Annotated in this window: 25 protein-coding genes; 10 read left to right on the plus strand and 15 right to left on the minus strand. The window is 70.9% G+C overall.

Translation table 11 applies throughout. From position 1 onward, the window contains the following. Positions 1–40: 40 nt before the first annotated feature. Positions 41–1,177: an Mrp/NBP35 family ATP-binding protein gene (locus tag ABZS69_RS11335; RefSeq protein WP_355369709.1), complete on the minus strand. Its 1,137-nt coding sequence runs from the start codon at positions 1,175–1,177 to the stop codon at positions 41–43. Between the two features lie 160 nt (positions 1,178–1,337). On the opposite strand from ABZS69_RS11335, the gene ABZS69_RS11340 reads away from it, so the two are divergent. Continuing rightward, positions 1,338–1,799, plus strand: coding sequence for a MarR family transcriptional regulator (locus ABZS69_RS11340; RefSeq protein WP_355369712.1), 462 nt, complete (start codon positions 1,338–1,340; stop codon positions 1,797–1,799). Here ABZS69_RS11340 and ABZS69_RS11345 read toward each other — a convergent pair. Next, positions 1,783–2,250, minus strand: a complete 468-nt coding sequence (locus ABZS69_RS11345; RefSeq protein ID WP_355369714.1) for a DUF1003 domain-containing protein — start codon at positions 2,248–2,250, stop codon at positions 1,783–1,785. The two genes, ABZS69_RS11340 and ABZS69_RS11345, sit on opposite strands and share 17 nt — an antisense overlap. Continuing rightward, positions 2,231–3,451, minus strand: a complete 1,221-nt coding sequence (locus ABZS69_RS11350; protein ID WP_355369716.1) for a CBS domain-containing protein — start codon at positions 3,449–3,451, stop codon at positions 2,231–2,233. The genes ABZS69_RS11345 and ABZS69_RS11350 overlap by 20 nt, the downstream gene beginning before the upstream one ends. Positions 3,452–3,548: 97 nt before the next feature. Here ABZS69_RS11350 and ABZS69_RS11355 point away from each other — a divergent pair, with 97 nt between their 5' ends. After that, a complete protein-coding gene (locus ABZS69_RS11355; RefSeq protein WP_355369718.1) occupies positions 3,549–4,502 on the plus strand; it encodes an EamA family transporter in 954 nt (317 codons plus the stop codon). Positions 4,503–4,544: 42 nt separating this feature from the next. Here the strand turns inward: ABZS69_RS11355 and ABZS69_RS11360 are convergent, their stop codons facing one another. Beyond that, positions 4,545–4,910: a hypothetical protein gene (locus tag ABZS69_RS11360; protein ID WP_355369720.1), complete on the minus strand. Its 366-nt coding sequence runs from the start codon at positions 4,908–4,910 to the stop codon at positions 4,545–4,547. Positions 4,911–4,960: 50 nt separating this feature from the next. Between ABZS69_RS11360 and ABZS69_RS11365 the strand changes: the two genes are divergently transcribed. After that, complete coding sequence (locus ABZS69_RS11365; RefSeq protein WP_355369722.1) at positions 4,961–5,893, plus strand: CoA ester lyase; 933 nt, start codon at positions 4,961–4,963, stop codon at positions 5,891–5,893. Here the strand turns inward: ABZS69_RS11365 and ABZS69_RS11370 are convergent. Beyond that, entirely contained in the window at positions 5,883–6,425 is a 543-nt protein-coding gene (locus ABZS69_RS11370) for a DUF6529 family protein (protein ID WP_355369724.1), read from the minus strand. The two genes, ABZS69_RS11365 and ABZS69_RS11370, sit on opposite strands and share 11 nt — an antisense overlap. Then, positions 6,422–7,138 carry a hypothetical protein gene (locus ABZS69_RS11375; RefSeq protein ID WP_355369726.1) on the minus strand — a complete coding sequence of 239 codons (717 nt, stop codon included), beginning with the start codon at positions 7,136–7,138 and terminating at the stop codon, positions 6,422–6,424. Before ABZS69_RS11375 ends, ABZS69_RS11370 begins: the two co-directional genes overlap by 4 nt. Before the next feature lie 100 nt (positions 7,139–7,238). On the opposite strand from ABZS69_RS11375, the gene ABZS69_RS11380 reads away from it, so the two are divergent. Next, on the plus strand, positions 7,239–8,222 hold the full coding sequence (locus tag ABZS69_RS11380) for a CPBP family intramembrane glutamic endopeptidase (RefSeq protein WP_355369728.1): 984 nt from the start codon (positions 7,239–7,241) through the stop codon (positions 8,220–8,222). A 305-nt stretch (positions 8,223–8,527) separates the two neighbouring features. Continuing rightward, positions 8,528–11,308, plus strand: coding sequence for a hypothetical protein (locus tag ABZS69_RS11385; protein WP_355369730.1), 2,781 nt, complete (start codon positions 8,528–8,530; stop codon positions 11,306–11,308). 20 nt (positions 11,309–11,328) lie between these two features. Here the strand turns inward: ABZS69_RS11385 and ABZS69_RS11390 are convergent, their stop codons facing one another. Next, complete coding sequence (locus ABZS69_RS11390; protein WP_355369732.1) at positions 11,329–11,724, minus strand: NUDIX hydrolase; 396 nt, start codon at positions 11,722–11,724, stop codon at positions 11,329–11,331. A gap of 74 nt (positions 11,725–11,798) precedes the next feature. Between ABZS69_RS11390 and ABZS69_RS11395 the strand changes: the two genes are divergently transcribed. From ABZS69_RS11395 to ABZS69_RS11410, 4 genes are all read left to right on the plus strand, one after another. Continuing rightward, a complete protein-coding gene (locus tag ABZS69_RS11395) occupies positions 11,799–12,425 on the plus strand; it encodes a DUF6758 family protein (RefSeq protein ID WP_355369734.1) in 627 nt (208 codons plus the stop codon). Between the two features lie 55 nt (positions 12,426–12,480). Then, positions 12,481–13,191: an MBL fold metallo-hydrolase gene (locus ABZS69_RS11400; protein ID WP_355369736.1), complete on the plus strand. Its 711-nt coding sequence runs from the start codon at positions 12,481–12,483 to the stop codon at positions 13,189–13,191. Between the two features lie 121 nt (positions 13,192–13,312). Then, positions 13,313–14,224 (plus strand): PD-(D/E)XK nuclease family protein, encoded by a 912-nt coding sequence (locus ABZS69_RS11405; protein ID WP_355369738.1) that lies wholly within the window; start codon positions 13,313–13,315, stop codon positions 14,222–14,224. A 150-nt stretch (positions 14,225–14,374) separates the two neighbouring features. After that, positions 14,375–15,559, plus strand: coding sequence for an MFS transporter (locus ABZS69_RS11410; RefSeq protein ID WP_355369740.1), 1,185 nt, complete (start codon positions 14,375–14,377; stop codon positions 15,557–15,559). On the opposite strand, the gene ABZS69_RS11415 is transcribed toward ABZS69_RS11410, so the two are convergent. The 3 genes from ABZS69_RS11415 to ABZS69_RS11425 all read right to left on the minus strand — a co-directional run bounded on the left by ABZS69_RS11415 (position 15,510) and on the right by ABZS69_RS11425 (position 19,355). Beyond that, the gene (locus ABZS69_RS11415) at positions 15,510–16,421 is read right to left on the minus strand and encodes an oxygenase MpaB family protein (RefSeq protein WP_355369742.1); all 912 of its coding nucleotides are present in this window, start codon (positions 16,419–16,421) and stop codon (positions 15,510–15,512) included. The two genes, ABZS69_RS11410 and ABZS69_RS11415, sit on opposite strands and share 50 nt — an antisense overlap. 29 nt (positions 16,422–16,450) lie before the next feature. After that, positions 16,451–17,326, minus strand: a complete 876-nt coding sequence (locus ABZS69_RS11420) for an alpha/beta hydrolase (RefSeq protein ID WP_355369744.1) — start codon at positions 17,324–17,326, stop codon at positions 16,451–16,453. Between the two features lie 187 nt (positions 17,327–17,513). After that, complete coding sequence (locus ABZS69_RS11425; protein WP_355369746.1) at positions 17,514–19,355, minus strand: DEAD/DEAH box helicase; 1,842 nt, start codon at positions 19,353–19,355, stop codon at positions 17,514–17,516. A 350-nt stretch (positions 19,356–19,705) separates the two neighbouring features. Here ABZS69_RS11425 and ABZS69_RS11430 point away from each other — a divergent pair, with 350 nt between their 5' ends. Beyond that, on the plus strand, positions 19,706–20,344 hold the full coding sequence (locus tag ABZS69_RS11430) for a ferritin-like fold-containing protein (protein WP_355369748.1): 639 nt from the start codon (positions 19,706–19,708) through the stop codon (positions 20,342–20,344). A gap of 86 nt (positions 20,345–20,430) precedes the next feature. On the opposite strand, the gene ABZS69_RS11435 is transcribed toward ABZS69_RS11430, so the two are convergent. The 5 genes from ABZS69_RS11435 to ligD (ABZS69_RS11455) form a co-directional block, all read right to left on the minus strand. After that, entirely contained in the window at positions 20,431–20,661 is a 231-nt protein-coding gene (locus ABZS69_RS11435) for a DUF3107 domain-containing protein (protein WP_355369750.1), read from the minus strand. Positions 20,662–20,749: 88 nt separating this feature from the next. Then, complete coding sequence (locus ABZS69_RS11440; protein ID WP_313043020.1) at positions 20,750–21,370, minus strand: TetR/AcrR family transcriptional regulator; 621 nt, start codon at positions 21,368–21,370, stop codon at positions 20,750–20,752. Positions 21,371–21,549: 179 nt separating this feature from the next. Continuing rightward, positions 21,550–21,765 (minus strand): hypothetical protein, encoded by a 216-nt coding sequence (locus tag ABZS69_RS11445; protein WP_355369752.1) that lies wholly within the window; start codon positions 21,763–21,765, stop codon positions 21,550–21,552. Positions 21,766–21,800: 35 nt separating this feature from the next. Continuing rightward, entirely contained in the window at positions 21,801–22,685 is an 885-nt protein-coding gene (ligD, locus tag ABZS69_RS11450) for a non-homologous end-joining DNA ligase (protein WP_355369754.1), read from the minus strand. Continuing rightward, entirely contained in the window at positions 22,682–23,584 is a 903-nt protein-coding gene (gene ligD / locus ABZS69_RS11455; RefSeq protein ID WP_355369756.1) for a non-homologous end-joining DNA ligase, read from the minus strand. Before ligD (ABZS69_RS11455) ends, ligD (ABZS69_RS11450) begins: the two co-directional genes overlap by 4 nt. Between the last annotated feature and the right edge of the window lie 50 nt (positions 23,585–23,634).

Raw genomic sequence — 23,634 nt, forward strand, 5'->3', positions numbered from 1 at the left:
CGAGGTGGGGCGGGCACCGAGAGGGGTGCCCGCCCGGGGGTCAGCGGTTGGGGGAGAGGCCGAGTTGGAGGCCCTTGAGGCTGGAGGAGCGCTTGCTGAGGCCGGAGGCGATCTTGCTGAGCTCGGCCGCCGCAGGCGAGTCGGGCTCCGTCAGGACCAGCGGCTTGCCCTCGTCGCCGCCCTCGCGCAGCCGCAGGTCGATCGGGACCTGGCCCAGGAGCGGGACGCGGGCGCCCAGCGTGCGGGTGAGCGCGTCGGCGACCGTCTGGCCGCCGCCCTCGCCGAACACGGCGATGCGCTCGTCGCAGTGGGGGCACGGCAGCCAGGCCATGTTCTCGATGACGCCGGCGATCTGCTGGTGCGTCTGCGCGGCGATCGAGCCCGCCCGCTCGGCCACCTCGGCGGCGGCCATCTGGGGCGTCGTCACGACCAGGATCTCCGCCGTCGGCAGCCGCTGCGCCACCGAGATCGCGATGTCGCCCGTGCCCGGGGGCAGGTCGAGGAGGAGCACGTCGAGGTCGCCCCAGTAGACGTCGGCCAGGAACTGGTGGAGCGCCCGGTCGAGCATCGGCCCGCGCCAGACCACCGGCGTGTTGCCCTCCGGCTTGAACATCCCGACCGAGATGACCTTGATGTCGTGGGCCACCGGCGGCATGATCATGTCTTCGACCTTGGTGGGCCGCTCGGAGGCGCCCAGCATGCGCGGGATGCTGTGGCCGTAGATGTCGGCGTCGACGATGCCGACCTTCATGCCGCTGGAGGCCATCGCTGCGGCGAGGTTGACCGTCACGGACGACTTGCCGACCCCGCCCTTGCCGCTCGCGACCGCGAACACGCGGGTCAGCGAGCCCGGCTGGTTGAACGGGATCTCCTTCTCCGGCCCCCGGTCGCCCCGGAGCTTGGTCTGCAGCTTCTTGCGCTGCTCGGTGCTCATGACGTCGAGCTCGATCTGGACGCTCGTCACGCCGTCGAGCGCGGCGACGGCGTTGGTGACGTCGCGGCGGATGGTGTCCTTCAGCGGACAGCCCGCCACCGTGAGGAAGACGCCAACGCGCACCACGCCGTCGGGAGCGATATCGATGCTCTTGACCATGTCGAGGTCCGTGATCGGGCGACGGATCTCGGGGTCGATGACGGTGGCGAGGGCCGCCGTCACCTGTTCCTGGGTAGGTGCCATCGAAGTCTCGGCACGAGGGAGTGCCGGCCCTCCTTTGTCGGTATATGTGTGGCAGGCGCTGGACGCCAGCGAGGATGCCCCTCCATGGTATGAACCAGAGGCCCCGCTGAGTTAATCCGTGCTGTTAGATGTCTGTGCAACAACGTCCTAAGGTTACTCCGTGACTCTCCTGCGCGACGAGGGCCTGACCGCCGAGGAGCTGGCGGTCTGGCGGATGCTGCAGCGCGCCCAGGTGCGCATCACCCGGCATCTGGAGGCGGAGCTGCTCGTCGCGCACGACCTGCCCCTGGCCTCGTACGAAGTGCTCATGCAGCTGGTCGAGGCGCCGGAGCGGCGGCTGCGCATGAACGATCTCGCGGGTCGCGTCCTGCTCTCCCGCAGCGGCCTGACCAGGCTCATCGACCGGCTGCAGCGTGACGGCCTGGTGTCGCGGGAGGCCTGCGCGGACGACGCCCGCGGGCTGTTCGCCGTGCTGACGGACCTCGGCGCGCGGCGGCTGGCCGAGGCCACCCCGACCTATCTGCGCGGGGTCCGGACCCAGTTCCTCGACCTGCTGGGCGCGGAGGAGATCACCCGCATCCGGGCGATGGTCGCCAAGCTGGACGTCAGCGGCGCTCCTTGAGCTCCTCCGCGAGCTGCCTGAGCTCGGCGCGCAGGTAGTCGCGCGTGGCCAGTTCGCTCAGCGCCAGCCGCAGCCCCGCGATCTCGCGGGTCAGATACTCGATCTCGGCCTGGTTGCGATCGGCGGTCTCGCGGTCCTGCTCGTACTGGATGCGGTCCCGGTCGCCCTGCCGGTTCTGGGCCAGCAGGATCAGCGGCGCCGCGTAGCTGGCCTGCAGCGACAGCATCAGCGTCAGGAAGATGAACGGGTACGGGTCGAACTTGAGGTTGGGCGGCGCGGCCACATTCCAGATCCCCCAGATCGCGACGAACACCGTCATGTAGACGATGAAGCGCGCGGTGCCGAGGAACCGGGCGATCTGCTCCGACAGCCGGCCGAACGCCTCCGGGTCGTAGTGCGGCCTCAGCGAGCGGCGCAGGGCCCGGGGTTGGTCAAGCCGTTCGGTCGTCATGGTCGACGGCCCCCTCACGCCAGTCCTCGGGAAGGATGTGGTCGAGCACGTCGTCCACCGTCACCGCGCCGACCAGCCGGCCCAGCTCGTCGACCACCGGGGCGGCGACGAGGTTGTAGTTCGCCAGGTAGTAGGTGACCTCGCGCAGCGTGAAGTCCGGCCTGATCGGGTCGATCGACGGGTCGATCACGCCGCCGAGCAGCGTCGACGGCGGCTCGCGCAGCAGCCGCTGGAAGTGCGAGACGCCCAGGTACGTGCCCGTCGGCGTCTCCGTGGGCGGCCGGGTCACGTAGACCTGCGCGGCCACGGCCGGCGTGAGGTCCTGCTGCCTGATGTGGGCCAGCGCCTCGGCCACCGTGGCGGAGGGGGGCAGGATGACCGGTTCGCTGGTCATCACGCCGCCCGCGCTGTCCTCCGGGTAGGTCAGCAGGCGCCGCACGGGGGCGGCCTCCCCGGGCTCCATGAGGGCCAGCAGCCTGGCCGCCTGGTCCTCGGGAAGATCGTGCAGCAGGTCGGCCGCGTCGTCGGGGCCCATCTCCTCCAGCACGTCGGCCGCCCGCTCGGGCTCCAGCGTGCCGAGGATGCCGATCTGGTCGTCGGGCGGGAGCTCCTCCAGCACGTCGGCCAGCCGGACGTCGTTCAGGGCACGGGCGATCTCGATGCGCCGCTTGCTCGGCAGTTCGTGCAGCGCGCTGGCCATGTCGGCGGCCCGCAGCGACTCGAACGCGGAGATCAGCCCGGCGGCCCCCTGGTCCTTCTGCAGCCTGTCGAACCCCGTGACGTCTTCCCAGCCGACGATCCGCGGCTCGCGCCGCCTGCCCTTGTAGAGGGCGACCTGGGTGATCTCCCAGGTGGACGGCTTGATCTCCTCCATGGCCACGTCGTAGACGGTCATGGGCTCGTCTTGGTGCTCGACGGTCAGGTCGAGCATCTCGCCGATCACCAGCGTCTCGGTGTCGCGCTGCTCGAACCTGCGCATGTTGAGCCGCCCGGTGAAGACCACGGCCCCCGTCTCGATGCGGCGGACGCGGGTGATGGGCAGGAAGACCCTGCGGCGCGGCTGCACCTCCACGACCAGGCCGTGCACGTTGGGCCGGCGGCCGAGGCGCAGGCCGACCACGACGTCCCTGACCCGGCCGATCTGGTCGCCCGCGGGGTCGAAGACCGCGGTCCCCGGCAGCCGGGCCACGAAGATCTTCACCTGGCCAAGGCTAACAGTGCTGCCCCATTGCGCCCTGGACGCCTCACATGTCAGTATCAAACGTTCTTAACGGTGATTACTGGCCAGGTGGTGGGCAATGAGATACGCGGGGCTCGGGCTCGCTTTCGTGTCCTCGTGGTGTTTCGCGTTCTCGGGGCCGATGGCCAAATACCTGATCGCCGCCGGGCTGGCGCCGATCGAGGCCGTCTGGACGCGCATGGCGGGTGCGGGGCTGCTGCTGCTGGCCGTGCTCGCCGTGGTGAAGCCGAGGGCGCTGCGGATCCCCAGGTCCAGGCTGCCGTTCTTCGGGCTGTATGCGGTGATGGCGGTGGCCGGGGTGCAGTCGCTGTACTTCGTGGCGATCACGCGGCTGCCGGTGGGGGTCGCGCTGCTGCTGGAGTTCATGGCGCCGGTGATGGTGGTGGCCTGGGTGCGGTTCGTACGGAAGGTGCGGCTCGCGCCGGCGGCCTACATCGGGGCGGTCGCCGCGGTCGTGGGCCTCGGGATCGTGGTCGAGGCGTGGCAGGGGATGCGGCTGGACGCGCTCGGCCTGCTGCTCGGCCTGCTGGCCGGGGCGTGCTGCGCCGGATATTTCCTGATGAACGATAGCTTCGGCGACGACGTGGACCCGCTCGGGCTCATCGCCTGGGGGATGACGGGGGCGGCCGTGGTGCTGATCCCGTTCGCCCGGCCGTGGGACATCCCGTGGGCGGCCTTCACGGCCACCGTCGCGCCGGACGGCGGCCGGACGCTGCCGGTGCTGGGCGCGTACCTGTGGATGGTGCTGATCGCGACCGTGACGGCGTACATCCTGGGGGTGAACGCCGTGCGGCGGTTGTCGGCCGCGGTGGGGGCCACGGTCGCCTCGCTCGAGGTCATCGGCGGCGCGGTGGTGGCCTGGGCCCTGGTCGGCGAGACGCTGGGCTTCTTCCAGATCGTGGGCGGCCTGCTCGTGCTGTCCGGCGCGCTCCTGGCCCAGACGGCGACGTCGAGCCCCCAACCGGCACCCGTGCCGGAGCTCGACGCGGAGCCCGTCACCGCCAGGAGCTGATTCCTCCAGACGGTGCCGGAGCCCTCCGGGCGGTCGAGCGGCTCAGGCGGGGGTGAGGCGGACGACAGTGGAGTCGCGGGCCCAGCGCTCGGTGAGACGCTCGCTGTCGGGGGCGTTGAGGCGATCCTTGGCCAGCGCGGCCACGGCGTCGGCCGCCGCGGCCTGGTCGACCACCGCGACCGCGGCGTCGAACTCCACCAGCCGGGCGCCGTTGTCCTTGCTGCGCAGGGTGACGCGGACCCGGTCGAGCGCGTCGAGGCCGGGCAACGCCTGCTCCCCGCCGCCCGTCACCAGGTAGATCGCGCCGTCGTGCCAGGTGTGCCAGGCCAGGCGGGGGCGGTCGAGGGTGAGCCAGAGGATGCCGGACTTCTTGGCGCCCTCCTCGATGGCCGCGGTGTCGTCGCTCACAGCTTCGACTGTAGTCCGTCCAGGGGCGAACACCCGAGTAGCGTGTGCGCATGCGCTCACGCCGTTCCGTGCTCGCCGTGCCAGGCAGCAACCCCAGGTTCCTGGAGAAGGCCCAGACCCTGCCCGTCGACGAGGTCTTCCTCGACCTGGAGGACGCCGTCGCGCCGCTGGCCAAGGAGGAGGCGCGAAAGAACGTCGTGACCGCGCTGCGCGAGGGCGACTGGTCCGGCAAGACGCGCGTGGTCAGGGTCAACGACCTCACGACGCAGTGGACGTACCGGGACGTGATCGAGGTCGTCGAGGGGGCGGGGGAGTTCCTCGACTGCCTGATCCTGCCCAAGGTGCAGGACCCGACCGAGGTCGTCTGGCTCGACACGCTGCTCACCCAGATCGAGAAGACCATGGGCTACGAGGTGGGCCGCATCGGCATCGAGGCGCAGATCGAGAACGCCCGGGGCCTGGTCAACGCCGACGCCATCGCCGGCTCGTCCAAGCGCCTGGAGACGCTGGTCTTCGGGCCGGCGGACTTCATGGCGTCGATCAACATGCGTACGCTCGTCGTCGGCGAGCAGCCGCCCGGCTACGTCGAGGGCGACGCCTACCACTACATCCTCATGCGGCTGCTCATGGCGGCCAGGACGCACGATCTGCAGGTCATCGACGGGCCCTACCTGCAGATCAAGGACGTCGAGGGCTTCAGGCGGGCCGCCAGGAGGTCGGCGGCCCTCGGGTTCGACGGCAAGTGGGTGCTGCATCCCTCCCAGGTGGACGCGGCCAACGAGGTCTTCTCGCCGGCGCAGGAGGACTATGACCACGCCGAGCTCATCTTGGAGGCGTACGAGTACTACACCTCGGTCGAGAAGCGCGGCGCGGCCATGCTGGGTGACGAGATGATCGACGAGGCCTCGCGCAAGATGGCGCTCGTCGTGGCGGCCAAGGGGCGGGCCGCCGGGCTGAGCCGTACGAAGAGCTTCACACCTTGATCCCGATGGCGGTGAAGAACCAGAACGACGACGTCAGCCAGAGCCCGACCAGCGCGGTGAACGCCAGCCCGCCGAGCACCGGCAGCGTCCAGCCGGGCGCGTCGCGCTTGGGCAGGGCCAGCATCTTCGCCGTGAACACGCCGTAGAAGAAGCAGCCGAGCAGCGAGTGCGCGAGCACCCGCGGCACGTCGTACTGCAGGCCCAGGGCGTAGAGGCAGTGGAAGGCGACGGGGATCGTGAGCAGGAACGCGATCCGCCCCGACCAGCGGTGCACGGCGGGCGGGATGTCGATCCCGAGCCTGCCCCACATCGACATGGCGGAGACGACCTGCACGATCGCGAGCAGGAACGCCCCCGTCGTCAGCCACGCCTTCATCGGCAGCGCGCCGGAGAACCCGGCCACGCCCACGGCGAACCCGGTGGGGGTGTGCACGCGCCCGTAGACGCCGAGCGCGAGCGCCGCCAGGCCGCCGGCCAGCAGCGGCACGAGGAGAGGGGTCAGGCCGCGGGACTGCGGGTGTATGGCGGTCATTGCATCTCCTCGATGAAGCCGTCCACGTCCTTCGGGTAGACAGTGGTGTCGCCGACGGTCACGGGCGCCGTCGGCCGGTCACTCGGCAGTTGGGGGATCGGCACCTGCGTGTCGCCCTCGAACGCGGCGCCGACCTGCGTGTAGCCGCCCTGCGGGCTCTTCAGCACGATCCAGCCGGCCCGGATCTTGGCGCCCCTGACGAGCGCGGTGGCGCGGTAGAGGCCCGACGGCTTGACCACCGTGGCCGCGTCGAAGGTCCACTTCCTGCCGCCGACCGCGACCGAGCCCTTGGCCCGGCCGTCGCCCAGGTCGGCGGTGACCTTGGCGCTGCCGAGGCCGGTCAGCCGCAGCTCGCCGTCGGACTCGCTGCCCTTGAACCAGGCCTCCGCCTTGCCGTCGCAGAAGTAGGCGACGGCCTTGCCGTCTCTGATCGAGATCGCGATGAGGCCGCCGTTGCCCTTGACGTAGCCTCCGTAGTCCGCCTTCGCGATCTTCTTCGGCTCCGTCCGCTGCGGCGAGGGCGTGGCCTCGGCCTCAGCCTCGGCCTCGGACGAACGTGACGGGGCCGCGGTGGTCTTGTCCGCCGGCGGTGCCTCCGCGGCGGTGCTGGCGGCCTCGTCGGCCGCCGGTGTCGCGGTTACGCTGGCGACACCCAGCCCCACGGCGAGCACTGCTCCCGCCGCGAGGGTGATGACAGGTCCCAGCCTTGACATGGACTGCTCCCAGGGTCGAAATGCCGTACGCCTCCGAGCATCCGCCTAAATAGGTGGACCGTCTGTGAACTATTGCGCATCGCGCGGACAGAATAGATGGATGCAGGAAAATCCAGGGCACCAACCGCCCGTCCACGGCACGCAGCCGCCGGTCTACCCGTATCAGCCGCCGTCCTGGTTCCTGCCGACGCCGAGCGGGGCCCGCTACGACCACCTGGCCAGGAACGCCGTCGCCCGGCCGTGGCGGGCGATCGTGGGCACGCTGATCGTGGCTGTCGGGTTCGTCGTGATCAACGTGGTGGTCGTGTGGGCCGGCGTGGTCATGTCGATGGTCCTCGGGATCCCCGCGCCGCTGCAGTCCGAGGGGCAACTGTTCGGCGATCCGGTGTTCTCGCTGGTCGTGGTGTTGATGGCGCTCGCGCCCGCGCTGCTTCTCGTGTACGGCACCGCCGCGTTCGTCCAGCGCAGGCGCCCCGGCACGCTCTCGTCGGTGGCCGGGCGGCTGCGCTGGCGCTGGATGCTGAGCTGCGCGGGCGTGGCGGTGCTGGCCCTGGTGCTGGGGCAGGGCGTGCAGGCGCTCGCGCTGTCGGCCTCCGGCGAGAACGCCGACCTGTTCGGCTGGGCCGGGTGGTCGGTGTTCCTGCCGCCGCTCATCGTGATCGTGCTGCTGGTGCCGTTCCAGGCGGCCGCCGAGGAGTACATGTTCCGCGGCTGGTTCGTGCAGGCGGTCGGGGCGCACGTGCGGAACCCGGTCTGGTCCATCGTGATCGGGTCCGCGGTGTTCATGTCGTTGCACGGGTATTCGTGGGCGGGCCTGGTGGACGTGTTCGGCTTCGGGGTCGTCATGGGCTTCCTCGCGGTGCGTACCGGGGGGCTGGAGGCGGCGATCTCGCTGCACGTGCTGAACAACCTGCTGGCCTTCGGGCAGGCCGCCGCGGCCGGGCATCTGGAGGACGCGCTGAACCAGGGGAAGGTGCCGGTGCCGTGGCAGGCGTTGTCCGGGACGCTGGTGCAGCTCGGGGTGTATGCGTTTGGTGTGTTGTATCTAGCCAAAAAACGGTCAATTAGCACTATTTCTAAATAAATCGGTCCTAGGGTGCCGGGAATCTCGCTAGAGAGGTCTCGCTATTCCGGCTGAGTCATGCTGGTCTGGTCCTGTGGAACGGACCAGCGGTCCTGCTTCCACCCGTACGAAGTTCGACCCCATAGGAGGTACGGCGCGTGGCCTCCGGCCCCAGCGAACCGCCACGGCGACCGACGGGTGACGACGAACCGCGTCCCGAGGGCGCCTCAGAATCGCATTCCTCCGAAGAGCCGAGGATCAGCCATTCGCCGCCCGGCCCCACCGACGATCGGGCCAGGGGTTTACCGCTGACCTCGCCGTGGGGCATGCCGCCGTTCGCCGCCCCCGTCCCGGACGACGAACCGCAGGAGCTGCCCAAGGGGCGCCGGCCGTACAGCTCGCCGACGGCCGAGCCCGAGGTCGAGCTGCGCCGCCGCCCCCGCCGCGTCGTCAACCGCCCGGACCGGCTCGTCGCGGGCGCCCCGCTCCATCCGCCGCAGGAGGCGCCCGAGCGGTCCGAGCCGGACGCGGAGGCCGCGCCTGCCGAGGAGCGGCGCTCGTCCCGGCCCGCGCCGCCGTACCGGCTGGTGTATCCCGTCCCGGAACGCGCCGAGCCGCCCGCGCCCGTGGAGGAGGAGCCGGGCCCCGAGCAGGACGAGGAGCCGGTCGGGTACGACGAAACCCCCGGAGACGAGGACGGCGAGCCCGAGGTCCGGCGCGTCGGCCGCCCGCCGGCGGGCCGCCCCACGAGGCCGGACCTCCTCGTCGCCGCCGACACGGCGCGCCCGCAGGGGTCGAGCGGCCGGCACCACCGAGGCCCCGCCCCGGCTGCCGTGCGCAGGTCCAGCCCCGTACGCAGCCGCAACAGGTCCACCCCCGTGGCCCTGACCCTGGCCGTGGCGATCCTGGTGGCCGCGGGCGTGCTCGTATGGCAGTGGACCACGGACGAGCCCTCGGGGCTGCGGCTGGAGGCGGGCACGGGGCGCTCGGGCGACGAGCTGTTCACCGTGCCGGCCGCGGGCGAGGGCACGAACCAGAAGCTCAACGACATGACCTCCGTGGGCCGCGCGGTCGTGGCGGTCGGCAGCGACACGACGAACCCGACCCCGCGCCCCCTCTTCCTGTTCTCGCCGGACGGAGGCAAGACCTGGCAGCTCGGCCAGGTGAACGGCGCCTCCACCCCCACGGTTCAGCGGGTCGTCGGCGGCGGCGGGCGCTGGCTGGCCAGCAGCGGCGACGGCGTGTCCGGCGAGCGCGGCCTGTGGACCAGCACCGACGGGTTCAGCTGGACGGCGGTGGAGGCGGCGGGGCTGGCCGCGTTCAAGCCCGGTGACCAGATCAACGACATTGCCAGGACCGCGTCCGGCTTCGTGGCCGTGGGTCGCACGACGGGCGACGACGGCGGCATGGGCCCCGCGGCCTGGCGCTCCGCCGACGGCCGGACCTGGGAGCGGGCCGAGACCCGGGAGCTGGAGGTACGCGAGATCAAGGCGGTGGTCGCCAAGGGCGACACGGTCGTCGCCATCGGAGCCCCCGCGGTCGGCGAGGGATCGCGGGTGCTCCGATCGGCGGACGGCGGGCGCGACTGGCAGGCGACGGAGTTCCAGCTGCCCCAGGTCGCGCCGCACACCGGGATGGTGGCCGTGTCGCCCAAGAGGTTCGTGCTGGTGCCGACGCGCTTCCCCACGTTCACGGGCGACCTGCGCGTCTACTGCTCGCCGACCGGGGCGCAGTGGTCGCAGTGCGGCTCCATCGGCGGCCTGAGCGGCGAGAGCACGGGCGTGGAGACGCTGGTCTCCTCCCCCTCGGGCATCGCGGCGATCACGCAGGCCGGCCTGGGCCGCTACTCGGTGCTGACCAGCGCCGACGGGCGCTCGTGGACCAAGCGGGCCGACCTCGGCAACCTGCCGGGCGCGACGCTGCGCGGGTTCACGGTCGGCGACGGCGGCACCCTGTTCGCCGGCGGCGACCAGGCGGTGTCCGACGTCGACAACCAGCTCGTGCTCATGGCCGCGCCCCCGCGCGGCAGCGCCTCGCGCGTCCAGCTCGGCCAGGTCGAGGGCCTGACCAGGATCGCGCGCGAGACCAACGCGCTGGCCGGTTTCGCCGGCCGGTACGTCGCCGTCGGCTCGGCCTCGGGAGACGCCGGTCTGTGGACGATCAGGGACTGGGTGAGCTGGAAGTCCATGAGCCTCGGCGGCCCCGGCAAGCAGACGCTGGAGGACGTGGCGCACGGCGGCCGCGGCTGGCTGGCCGTCGGCGCCACCGAGACGAACGTGGCCGTCACCGACCCCCTCCTCGTCACCTCCGCCGACGGCGAGAGCTGGAAGAAGGTGAACGTCACCGGCGACCTGGCCCGCGACCCGAACACCCCCTACCTGGAGACCCACGTCGTGACGGCCGGCGAGAAGGGATACGTGCTGGCCGGCGAGGCCAAGGACCAGATGGGCACATCGAGCGCCGCCATGTGGTTCACCCCCGACCTGCGCAAGTTCACCAGGGCGAAGAAGCTGCCGCAGGGCGGCTCCGGGGTGCGGATCTACGACGCCGTCGCCACCGGCGACGGCTACGTGGCCGTGGGCGGCTCCGGCGCGGCCGACCAGGAGAACAGCGTGGTCTGGTACTCCTCGGACGGCGTGAACTGGAGCGCGCGCAAGCGGGTCGTCCCGCCGGACGCCACGTCGGCCGGGCTCCGACGGATCACGACTTATCAGGACAAGCTGGTGGCTGTCGGCACGGCCGTGTCGGGAGGTTCGCGGCGTGCCTTCGCGGCGGTCTCCGACGACGAGGGCACGACCTGGCAGACGGCCTGGCTGCCCACGGACCAGGCGGCGGCGGTGTACGACCTGGCCGCGGCGGACGAGGGGCTGGTGGCCGTCGGCTGGCACGGCGTACCGGGAGAGGGCGACAGCGCGGCCTGGACCTCGCAGGACGGGCTGTCCTGGAACCGCATGGCGCTGACGAAGGACCGGCTGGCCGGCCAGGGCGCGCAGTGGCTGTCGGCCGTGGCGGTGATGGGCTCGGAGGTCGTGGCGCTCGGGCGGTCCACGACGTACAACGCCGACCACCTGATCCTCTGGACCTCCAGCCTCACCTCGAACAGGTAGGACCTGGGGCTGCCCCGCTTTCAGCGGGGCAGCACGCCCCAGCCGGTGAGCGACTCCAGAAGTCCCTCGGCGAGCGGCAGCCGCGCCAGCTCGTCCAGGTCGCACCAGCGCACCTCGTCGGCGTCGTCCCCGGCCACGGGCACGCCTCCCGCCACGCCGGCCAGGTAGTCGCGGATCACGTACGTGTCCCCGCCGAGGCCGGGGCGGTCCACCGTGCCCGCCAGGCGGCCCACCTCCACGCGTAGCCCCGTCTCCTCCAGCACCTCGCGCCGCACGCCGTCGGCGTCGGTCTCGCCGGGCTCCAGGCGGCCACCGGGGATGGACCAGAGCCCCTTGCCAGGCGGACGTCCGCGCTTGATGAGGAGCAACCGGTCAGAGGAGTCGAAAATAATCGCGCCGACACAATTTACGCGCACATGACCAACATTACGACGGGACAACGGGAAGCGGCCTTGACGGGCCGGTGCCGGAGAAAGCACCGTGGGTAGTTGTGAGAGCGGCTCCAACCTGTCCACGGTGCTTTGGCCCGCTTCACGGGCCGAGTGTGTGGTCGAGCGCCTACCGGTGCGACACGCACGGTGATGTCCTGCCCTATCAACCTCCATGGCCGCCGACCGGGACGGCTCTGGAAGCCATCCGCAAGAGCTCCGTGGTGCCCGTGTGGCTGCCGTGGCCGCTGCCCGCCGGCTGGCTGGTGACCGGATTCGCGGAGGTCGGCGACGAGCGCACCGGCGCCCGGGCCAGCGTGGTCGCGCTCACGGGGCCGTCGTTCACGGAGGGCCCCGCCGATCTGCTCGTCATCGCGGAGGAGCCGGGCATCGGGCTCGGCGCGGCGTTCGCCGGGCTGGACGGCCCCGACCCGGGCGAGGGGTTCGACTCGGGGCCGCCGAACGCCAAGATCGGCGTGCTCGGGCATCCCACCGCGCTGTGGTGCGTGGACGGCGCCGACGACCGGGCCGTCTACGCGGGCGAGGCGCTCGGCAACTGGCTGTGGACCATCGCGTGGCCGGCCGACGCCGGCTGCATGATCGCGCTCGCCGAGCTGTCGCTGCTGGACGCGCGCGATCACGAGCTGGATGTGCCGTTCGGGGCGTTCTCTCCCCGGCTCGAGGACTGAGCGCTTCCACGCGCCCGATTCGCGCTCTCATGCAGACGGGCTAGAGTTCGGAGGCGTGACAGCGCGTATCGAGCGAGTGGTGACCGAGGGCGTCGTCGACATCGACGGCACCGAGCACAAGGTCGAGAACAACACCTGGATCATCGGTGACGACGAGGAAGCGATCGTCATCGACCCGGCGCGCGACGCCGAGAAGATCCTGGAACAGGTGGGCGAGGATCGGGAGATCCTGGCCGTCATCTGCACGGCGGGCCTGCCCGACCACGTCGCGGCCGCCATCGAGGTGGCCAGCAGAGACGAGGCCGTGGTCGCCCTGCACCCCAAGGACAAGCCGCTGTGGCGGGAGACCTGGCGCGAGACCTGGCCCGACATCGACATGGAGGACGACGGCATCTTCGAGGTGGCCGGCGTCCAGCTCGACGTCATGGAGACGCCCGGCGTCTCGCCCGGCGGCGTGTCGCTCTACTGCGAGGCGCTCGGGGCCGTCTTCACCGGCAAGGCCCTGCAGGCCGACGGGCCCGGCAAGCTGGGCGGCGAATATCCCGCCCTGCCCGACCAGCTGACCTCGATCGGCGGGCGGCTGTTCACGCTGCCGGCCGACACGCGGGTGCTGGCCATCCACGGCGACGAGGTCACGATCGGCGACCTCGAGCCGCACTTCGACGACTGGGTGTCGGGCTCGCTGACCCGTACGGAGAGCGCGGGCGACGGCCCCCTCACCGACGGCACCAAGCTCTCCGGGATCAAACTCGACGACGACGAGTGACGCTTGCCAGCGCAGGGAGCGCCGCCGCCTGGACTGAGGAGCGGAGGGAGCGCAGCGACCGGAGCGACGAGGGAAGGCGGCGGCTCCAAGGCGACCGAGCCGCCTCCACGGAGTGGAGGCCATGAACACAGCGCAGGGACAGCTTCCGCTGGACGGGATGCCGCGGCGGCTCTACTCATGCACGCCGTCGCGGTTGAACGCGTGGCTCGACTGCCGCCGCCGCTACCGGTTCAGCTACCTTGACCGGCCGCAGCCGTCCAAGGGCCCCGCGTGGGCGCACAACAGCGTCGGGGCGAGCGTGCACAACGCGCTGGCGGGGTGGTGGCGGGAGCCGTACGACCGCAGGACCCCGCTGACCGCCGCCATCCTGGTCACGAACGGGTGGATCGCCGAGGGGTTCAGGGACGTCGAGCAGTCGGCCCACTGGCTGGGCCGGGCCCGCGACCTCGTCTCCGGATACGTCGCGACCTTAGATCCCGGCGACGACCCGGTGGGCGTCGAGCGCACGGTCGCCACCCGTACCAAGGTCATCGCCGTCTCCGGCCGCATCGACCGGCTCGACCGGCGCGGTGACGAGCTGGTCGTGGTCGACTACAAGACCGGCCGCCGGCCGCTCACCCCGGACGACGCCCGCTCGTCCCTCGCCCTGGCCGTGTACGCGGTCGCGGCCTCCACGGTGATGCGCGCGCCCTGCCGCACGGTCGAGCTCCACCACCTGCCGACCGGCGAGATCCTGGAGTGGCGGCACACGGAGGAGTCGCTGGCCCGCCACATACGGCGAGCGGAGGACGTGGCGACGGAGGCGTCGGAGGCCGACGAGCGCTACCGCGCGCTCGTGGCTCCATCCGCCCGGAAGGCCGCCGCCGCGGGAGAGCGCCAGTCCGCCGGTCCGGCGGCGGTGCCGGATGAGGTCGACGAGCTGTTCGCGCCGAGCCCCGGCCCGATCTGCTCCTGGTGCGACTTCCGCCGCCACTGCCCGGAAGGCCGGTCGGCCGCCCCCGACCGCAACTCCTGGGACGGCCTCGCCGAGTAATCCCACCAGTCGTGGCGAGCGGTGGAGGGGACCGCTCGCCCCGGGCGCTGCCGTCCACCTGCCGTGTGGACGTGGACGGCAGCGCCGTTTCCATGCGCATTGCCAGGGGACCCGCAGTTTCTCCGGCGAAACACTGGTTATGACCGAAAAGTGGCACCTATCGGGCGGTTACCGGCGGCGGTGGCGCTGGGCACGCTGTTCAACCCCCTGAACTCGTCCATGATCGCCGTGGCCCTGGCCCACATCGAGGCCGAGTTCCACGTGGGCATTGCCGCCGTGACGTGGCTGGCCGCCGGGTTCTACCTGACCGGCATCGTCGTCCCGCCCGTGATGGGCACGCTGGCCGACAGGCTGGGCCCGAGGCTGGTGTTCTGCGCCGGCCTGGTGACGATGGCCGTCACGGGCGTGCTGGCCGCGCTGGCCCCCTCGTACCCGGCGCTGGTCGTGATCAGGCTGCTGCAGGCGTTCGGGAGCTGCGCGACGATGCCCGCCGGGATGGCGATCGTGCAGGCCGCGATGCCGGGCGAGGACGGGAGGCCGCCGCCGCGCGTGATCGCGACGATCTCCATGGTGCTCACCGCCAGCGCCGCCGCCGGTCCGGTGCTCGGCGGATTCCTCGTGTCGTTGTGGGGCTGGCGGGCGATCTTCCTGGTCAACGTCCCGCTCGCGGCGGTCGCGCTCACCGTGGCGCTGCGCTGGCTGCCCAAGGTCCGCGTGGACGGCGCGAAGCGGGCCCTGCTGCCCCGGCTCAGGCCCGGACTGCTGGCCACCTGCGGCCAGTTCGCTCTGGTCAACGTGGTGTTCTACTCGGCGTTCTTCGTGGTGCCGCTGTGGGCGCAGCGCTCGGCCGGGTTGCCCGCGCACATCGCCGGCCTGCTGGTGCTCCCCATGTCCGGCCTGGCGATCGTCATGACGCCGGTCGCGGTGGCCCTGACCAGGCGGGTGGGGATGCGGGTCGTGCTGGTGGCGAGCGCGGCGCTGCTGCTCACCGGCTCCTGCCTGATCCCCGCCGTCGGCCCCGTGTGGCTGGTGCCGGTGGCGGCGGCGCTGCTAGGGGTGGCCTCGGCGCTCGGCCAGTTCGGGCTCAACTCGCTGGTCTTCGTGCACGCAGGCAGGAGCGAGACCGGGATCGCCGTGGGGTTCTTCCAGTCGTCCAGGTATGTGGGAGCCGCGACCGCGTCCACTCTGCTCGGCGTGCTGTTCGACGGCGGGGGCATGGGCGGCAGCGGATGGATGATGGCCGGCGTGTCGGCGGTCGTGCTGGTGACCGGCACGCTCCTGCCGGTCAAGCGGCCAGCGCCGTCGGCCACCGGCGGGGATCGGTCAGGCCCTTGAGCCCCCTGCTCACGTCGTACCCCGCAGCTCCCAGACGCTCCCTGGAGGCCCGCAGCATCTCCCTCGTGGCCGGCATGAACGCGTGGTCGTGCACCGGCTCGGGCAGCGAGTTCATCCCCAGCCTGAACGCCCTCAGCGCGGCCGTGACCGTCGCGCGCGGCACCTCCGGCAGCGCCCCGTACATCCGCCTGGCCCAGTCCGGCAGCGTGTAGTAACACAGCGCGCCGAACGGGAAATAGGCGGGCTTGCCCGCGGACAGGAGCCTGAGCTCGTGCGGCAGCCTCGGCCACATGAGGAACCGCACGGTCGAGGCCGCCTCCTCCGTGACGCGCAGGCTGGGCCGCGCCTGCTTGAAGTAGGCGTCCATCTCCGCGCACGAGCCGGGCACGTCCTCGGCGTGCAGGCCGACGTACGTGGCGCTCCTGCGCTGCTCGAACAGGTAGCGGTCGGCCTGGCGCTCGGTGAGGCCCAGCCGGCCGCGCCTGGCCACCTCCAGGTACGACGACACCTCCGCGCAGTGCACCCACAGCAGCAGCTCGGGGTCGTCCACCCGGTGGGTCCGGCCGGTGTCGGGATCGTGGACGCGCAGCGCCTTGTGGATGCCGCGCACCCGCCGGCCGATCTCGTCCGCCTCCCGCGGGCTGCCGAACGTCACGCGCCCCACGAAGTCCGCCGTGCGGCGCAGCCGGCCGAACGGGTCCTCCTGGAAGTTGGAGTTCTGCCAGACGCCGCGCATGGCCAGCGGGTGCAGCGCCTGCAGCATGAGACCGCGTACGCCGCCCACCCACATCGACCGGTCGAGGTGCACCTGCCAGGTCGCGCTCTGCGGGGGCTGGACGACGATGTCTTCGATGTTCGCCATAGTAAGTAAAGAATTACATGGCATTGGACCTAGTGTCCAAAGAGGGTTTTCTCGGCCGCGTTCCAGAACCTCACCAGCGCCGCCGCCGTCGTCTCCGGCGCCTCGACGGCGGGCGAGTGGACGGCGCCGGGCACGACCACGCACTCGGCCCCGAGCCTGGCCGCCATCTCCGACTGCTCCTCGGGCGGCCACCCGTCGTCGTGCTCGCCGTACAGCACCAGGGTGGGCACCTCGATCTGGCGCAGCTCGTCGGTGCGGTCGTGCATGCTCAGCACCTGCTCGGCCATGCACGCCAGCCCGGTCGGAGAGTTGGTGAGCAGGCGCCTGCGCAGGAACGCCAGGATCTCGTCGGACACGTCGTTGGACAGCGCCTCGGGCTCCAGCCGGTGGTGCCAGACGTGCTCCAGCCCGAACGCCTGCACCTCTTCCATGATCTTCCGGCCGTTGACCGCCCGCTTGCCCTCGATGCCCGAGGGCCCGGACCCCATCAGCGTGAACGACGCGAACCTCGTGCGCCCGTCGATCACCGCCTCCCTGGCCACGAGGCCGCCGAACGAGTGGCCCACCAGGTGGACGGCTTCGCCGCCGCCGATGATCTGGGCGAGCGCGTCGACGTCGGCGCCGAGCGCGGGGCAGGTGTAGGCGGCGGGGTCGTCGGGGCCCGGTGTCTCGTACTGGCCGCGCAGGTCGACGGCGACCACCCGGCGCCCGGAGTGGGCCAGGGTCATCAGCACCGCGAGGAAGTCCTCTTTGCTGCCTGTCAGGCCGGGGATCAGGAGGGCGGGCCAGCGCTCAATCACACCACTGACCGGGAGGGCCTCCAGGACCGCGAACGTGCCCTGTGGCGTTTCGATCTTCTGTGGTGCGACGCCAGGAGGCAGATCGAGGAATCGCGGCGTACTCACGTGGGGCAACAATACCCAGAGGCCAGCGGCTCGACACCGTTATGGGCATTACGCTGGGCAGACTTGCGGTGAGTCGTCCGCAATCGGAAGACCCCCGGGCGCGCCCTCAGAGCGCCCCAGAAGGGCCGTGAGCCTCAAACGCGAAGAGGCGCGCACCCGATGCGGATGCGCGCCTCTCAGGCGGTGCTCAGCCCGTGCGGCGGCGGTTGCCGCCCCCGCCGCGGGCCTGGCGGCGCTGCTGCTTGCGCTCCGAGGCCGCCGACGGGGCGATGTCGTCGTCGTCCGAAGCCAGGTCGGGCGACTGGAAGATCACCGAGAACGGGCTCGGCGGGACGATCCGCTCCTGCTCCTTGCGCACCGGCGGAGGCGGCGTCGCGAGGAAGCTCGGCGCCGGATCGGCGACGGGCTCGGGAACGGGTGCGGCCTCGGCGACGGGCGCCGGGTCCGCGACGGCGGCGGTGCGGCGGGAGCGGGTGCTCTTCGCCGGCGCCTCCTCGACCGTGTCGACCGTGTCGACCGTGTCGGCCGCGGGAGCCGCGGCGGCGGCCCGCCGCGACCGGGTGGCCTTGACGGGTGCTTCGGGGGCCTCGGCGAGCGCCTGCTCGATGGCAGTCGAAGCCGCCCCCCTCCGCGTACGCGTCCGCTTCGGCTCGGCGGCCGCCTGGATCTCATCCGTTGAGAAGATCGCGGGAGTCTCCTCCGCCCTGGCATCCACGAGCTCGACCTCCGGAGTCTCGACGACTGCGGTCTCCGCCAGCTCCCTGCCGCCACGGGTGCGACGGCGCTGGCGCGGCGTACGGGCAGGGCGCTCCTCGCGGCGCTCCTCGCGCTCGTCGCGGCGACGGGCGCCACGACCGCGAACCCTGCCGGTCTCCCCGAGGTCCTCGATGCGCTCCGCGGACAGCCCCGCACGCGAACGGCTCGCGTGCGGCAGGACGCCCTTGGTGCCTTCGGGGATGTTCAGCTCGGAGTAGACGTGCGGCGAGGTGGAGTAGGTCTCCTCGGGCTCGGCGAACTCGAGCCCGAGCATCTGGTTGATCATCTTCCAGCGGGTCAGCTCCTCCCACTCCACGAACGTGACCGAGATGCCCGTGCGCCCGGCCCGGCCGGTGCGGCCGATGCGGTGCACGTACGTCTTGTCGTCCGTGGGGCAGTCGTAGTTGACCACGTGGGTGACGTCGTCGATGTCGATGCCGCGGGCCGCCACGTCGGTGGCCACCAGCACGTCGATCTTGCCGTTGCGGAAGGCGCGCAGCGCCTGCTCGCGCTGGCCCTGGCCGAGGTCGCCGTGCACGGCCGCCACGGCGAAGCCGCGCGTGTCGAGCTGTTCGGCGACCATGTCGCAGGCCCGCTTGGTCTCGCAGAAGACCATCGTGAGCCCGCGGCCATCGGCCTGCAGCAGCCGCCCGAGGATTTCGATCTTGTCCATCCGGTGCGCGCGCCACACGAGCTGGCGGACCTGCGGAGTGGTCTCGCCCTCGCCTGTCTCGTGCTCGGCGCGTACGTGGGTCGGACGGTTGAGGTATTTCCTGGACAGCGTGACGATCTCGCCCGGCATGGTCGCCGAGAACAGCATCGTCTGCCGCTGACCGGGGATCAGGTTGAAGATCCGCTCTACGTCGGGCAGGAAGCCCAGGTCGAGCATGCGGTCGGCCTCGTCGAGCACGAGGGTGGTGATCTGGCTCAGGTCGAGGTGCTTCTGCTTGACCAGGTCGAGCAGACGTCCGGGAGTGCCGACGATGACGTCGACACCGGCCTTGAGCGCCTCGATCTGCGGCTCGTACGCGCGCCCGCCGTAGACCGTCAGAACCCGGGATCCGAGCTTGCCGGCGGCGGTGACGAGGTCTTCGCTGACCTGCACGGCCAGCTCGCGGGTCGGCACGACGACCAGCCCGCGGGGCTTCTTGCGGTTTTTGCGCGGCTTGCCGATGCTCTGCAGCATGGCGATGCCGAACGCGTACGTCTTGCCCGTGCCCGTGCGCGCCTGACCGATGAGGTCCTGGCCGCTCAGGGCGAGCGGGAGAGCCATCTCTTGGATGGGGAACGGTGTGACGATGCCCTCGGTCTCGAGGGCATCGGCGATCTCAGGTGTGACTCCGAGGTCTCGGAAAGTCGTCAGCGTGGCCTGCCTCAGTTCTCAAATGAAGGCGGGCCTGCCGGGACCGACGGGCGTAAAATAGCCCCCGTTACGTGGGTCCTCGCGGTAGAGCCAGCCCTCTCGCGTCATCAGCGACCGCGCACCCGGAAGTGGGGGTAGTCGGGGGAAACCCCCGAATTTACACAGTGCGGTCGCACTTTCACAGAGCAGTGTACTCGATACCACAACGCTGGCCGAGCTTGCGTATGTTCCCGAAGATTCATCGAAGTACGCTGCCTTTCATGAAGGAGTCTCCAGGAGTGGTCGACCTGCTCGGTGTGCTCGCCTATGCGGAGCTCAGCGCGTACGCGCGGATGACGGAGGACGCCGCCACGCTGGCGCCCACGCTGGCCGACCGCGCGGCGCTGAGTGAGCTGGCCGTGACCGAATACGCCCATTTCCGCCTGCTGCGCGACCAGCTGGCCGAGCTCGTGGCCGATCCCGAGGAGGCGATGTCGCCGTTCGTCGACGCGCTGGACGCCTGGCACACGCAGACCAGGCCGGCCGACTGGCTGCAGGCGTTGGTCAAGACGTACGTCGGGGACGGCATCGCGCTCGACTTCTACCGCGAGGCGGCCAGGCACCTTGACCCCTCGATCGCCAAGCTGGTGGACGAGGTGCTGGTGGACGAGGGGCGCTCGCAGTTCGCGGTCGAGCGGGTCAGGGCCGGGATCGAAGCCTCACCCGCCGCCGCCGGTCGGCTGGCCCTGTGGGCCCGGCGGCTCGTCGGCGAGGCGCTGAGCCAGGGGCAGCAGGTGGCCTCGGCACGGCCCGAGCTGGCGCTGCTGCTGGTGTCGGGGGAGGGCGCCACCGACATTTCCCGACTTTTCTCGACGTTGACGGAAGCCCACAACAAACGCATGGCCGCCATGGGCCTCTAACCCCAGCTGACCCCGGAGGGGTGGGGCAGCGGGCATGAGCCCGGAGGGGTACGGCGGGTGGGCCGTACCCCTCAGGTCAGGGGCGTCTAGAGGGTGCCGCCGAAGCCGACAGGCCGGGACTCGTCCTCGCCGATCTCGATGAAACCGAGCGAGGCCACCGGCACCACCACCCGCCGGCCCTTCACGTCGGTCAGGGCGAACACGCCACGATCGACCGACAACGCGTTTCTGATCTCTTCTTCGACCTGCTCGGCGGAGAGGCTGGTCTCGACAACGAGTTCGCGGTGTACGGAGCGTACGCCGATCTTGATTTCCATCGTGGCTCCCTAGTCGACGGGCTGGCTCACTCCCATCGTGGCGGCTCGCAGCCGTGAAAGGCGCAAATGATCGCGCCTAGCGAACGGGTTATGCCGTACGCGGAAAACCACTGATGCCGCGCCAGGCCAGTCGGGCCATCAGTTGCTCGGCCGCGTCCTTCGGGATCGAGCCGTGCTGGGTGACCCAGTAGCGGGCGCTCACCTCGGCCATGCCGACCAGCCCCACGCCGAGCAGGTGCGCCTCGTCGCTGGTGCACCCGGTGTCCTCCTGGATGAGCACGCTGACCATCTCCGCGCACTCCTGCAGCGAGCGCTCCACGCGCTGCCGCACCGGCGCGACGTTGCGCAGGTCGGACTCGAACACCAGCCGGAACGCCTCGCCCTGCGTGGAGACGAAGTCGAAGAACGCGCTGAACGTGGCCTGCACCCGGAGTTTGTTCTCGTGGGTGGAGGCCAGCGCCTCGCGGCAGCGGTTGACCATGTCGTCGACGTGGAGGTCGAGCAGCGCCAGATAGAGCTCCAGCTTGCCGGGGAAGTGCTGGTAGAGCACCGGCTTGCTGACCCCCGCGCGATCGGCGATCTCGTCCATGGCGGCCGCGTGATAGCCGTTCTCCACGAACACTTCCTGCGCGGCGCTCAGGAGCTGCCGGCGGCGGGCGAGTCGGGGCAGCCGGGTGCCCCGGGGCTTAGCGTCCGGGGTTGCGGTCACGCGGGTCTCCATAGGTCTCTCAGCGGGCTGGGCTGTGCGGACATCCTACGTGCGGGTAGGCGACTTGTTCATGGCCTCACCGAGTGAGGCCTGTTCATGGCTTCACCGAGTGAGACTTGATCATGGCCTCACCGAGCGAGGCGATGCTCGGTCGCCCTGGAGCCGTCGCGGAGCCGTACTCAGCGATATTCGTCGTCGTCGAGATCCACCACGCGGTCCTGGTCGGCGGCGTCGGCGGGATCGACGTCGGGCGGCAGCTCGCCGCGCTGCCTTCCGGCACTCTGGCGGATCTCGAAATGCTGCTCCGCGGCGTCCGCCTCGGGCGTCTCGATCGACAGCTCCGCCTCATCCTGGCCATAGGAGAGCTCGTCCCCGCGTATGTCCATCTCCGACATCTTCTGGTCCCCCTCTTGGTGTGGACGCAACCAGCCTACGCCCGGCCGAAAAGGTCGCCACGCTTCTCCACTCTGGCGAGTACGTCGTGTGCCGTGAACACCAGCTCGTCGGGCCGTTCGCAGCCCTCGACCTCCGTCCACGTCAGCGGTGTGGAGACGGTCGGCAGCTCCCTGGCCCGCAGCGAGTAGGGCGCCACGGTGGTCTTGGCCGGGTTGTTCTGGCTCCAGTCGATGAACACCTTGCCAGGCCGGGCCTTCTTCGTCATCACACTCACGACCTGTTCGGGGTGCTCTTTCTCCAGGAGCCGGGCCAGCCTCCTGGCGTACGCGGAGGGCTCCTCGCGGCGGTCCCAGTCGGCGTACAGCTGCATGCCCTTGCTCCCGCTGGTCTTCGGGTGGGCGGTGAGCCCGTCGGCGGCCAGCACCTCGCGCAGCATGAGGGCCACCCGGCAGCACTCGACGACGGTCGCGGGCGGGCCGGGATCGAGGTCGAACACCAGCGTGTCGGGCGCCAGCGCCTCGCCGCCCGCGCTGACGCGCCACTGGGGAACGTGCAGCTCCAGTGCGGCCAGGTTGGCGTAATAGACGAGCGTGGGCAGGTCCTCGATGACGGCGAAGTCGATGCTCTCGCGGTTCTTGGTGCTGCCGGGGACGGGGAGCTTGACCCGCCTGACCCAGCTCGGGGTGTGGTCGGGGGCGTTCTTCTCGAAGAAGGACTGGCCGCCGACGCCGTTCGGGTAGCGCTTGACGGTCAGCGGCCTGCCCCTGAGGTGGGGGAGGAGCACGGGGGCCACGCGGCTGTAGTAGTCGATGACCTCGGCCTTGGTGAAGCCGTACTCGGGGTAGAGGACCTTGTCCAGGTTGCTCAGCGTCAGCGCTCGCCCGTCGACCTTGACCTGCACCTTCGCCGGGCTGTTCACAGCGTCACCTCCGAGGGGAGCTTGTCGGCGCGCAGTCCGCGCCACACGGGGTGGCGCAGCCGCTGTTCGTCGGTCCACATCGTGTAGGCCACCTCCCCGACCAGCTCCGGCCTAACCCACCGATTTCGCCACGGAACCTCGTTGCCGAACGGGCTGTGCGCGATCTCCAGCCGCCGCATCCGCCGGTGGAGCTCGTCGAGCACGGTCTCGGTGAACCCCGTCCCCACATGCCCCACGTACGTGAGCCCCCTGTCGGTGAACACCCCCACCACCAGCGAGCCGATCCCGCCCGCCCGGCGGCCCTTGCCGGGCTTCCAGCCGCCGACCACGACCTCCCTGGTACGCAGGTGCTTCACCTTGATCCACCACGGGGACCGGGTGCCCGCCCGGTAGGGCGAGTCCAGCCGCTTGGCGACCACACCCTCCAGGCCCTGCTCGGACGTGGCCGTGAGCAGGTCGGAGTCACCGGGGAAGTACGGGGGCGCGCCGACGTCCAGCTCGTCGAGCAGCGCCCGCCGGTCGCGGTAGGGCAGGTCGAACAGCGGCATGCCGTCGAGATAGAGCAGGTCGAACGGCATGTACGTGACGGGGTACAGCTCCAGCATGACCGGCTCGGGGTCGGTCAGGTGCATCCTGTGCTGCAGCCGCTCGAAGCTGGGCCTGCCGCGCTTGTCGAGCGCGACGACCTCGCCGTCGATGATCGCGTTCTTGATCCCGAAACCCGATATTTCCGGATACCTCCGCGTGTATTCGGCCCCGTGCCGCCCGGTCACCCTCAGCCCGCCGTCAAGATGGACGACGGCGCGGATGCCGTCCCACTTGACCTCCAGCCCGTACCGCTCGCGATCGGAGGGCAGTTCCCCAGGTACGGCCAGCATCGGTTCGACCGGGTATGGCATTGGTTGCCCCATGACGGGTATGTGCCCATTGGCGAAGCTATTGAGAGCTG

The organism is Nonomuraea sp. NPDC005650 (genome assembly GCF_040605375.1).
Classification (GTDB): Bacteria; Actinomycetota; Actinomycetes; order Streptosporangiales; family Streptosporangiaceae; genus Nonomuraea.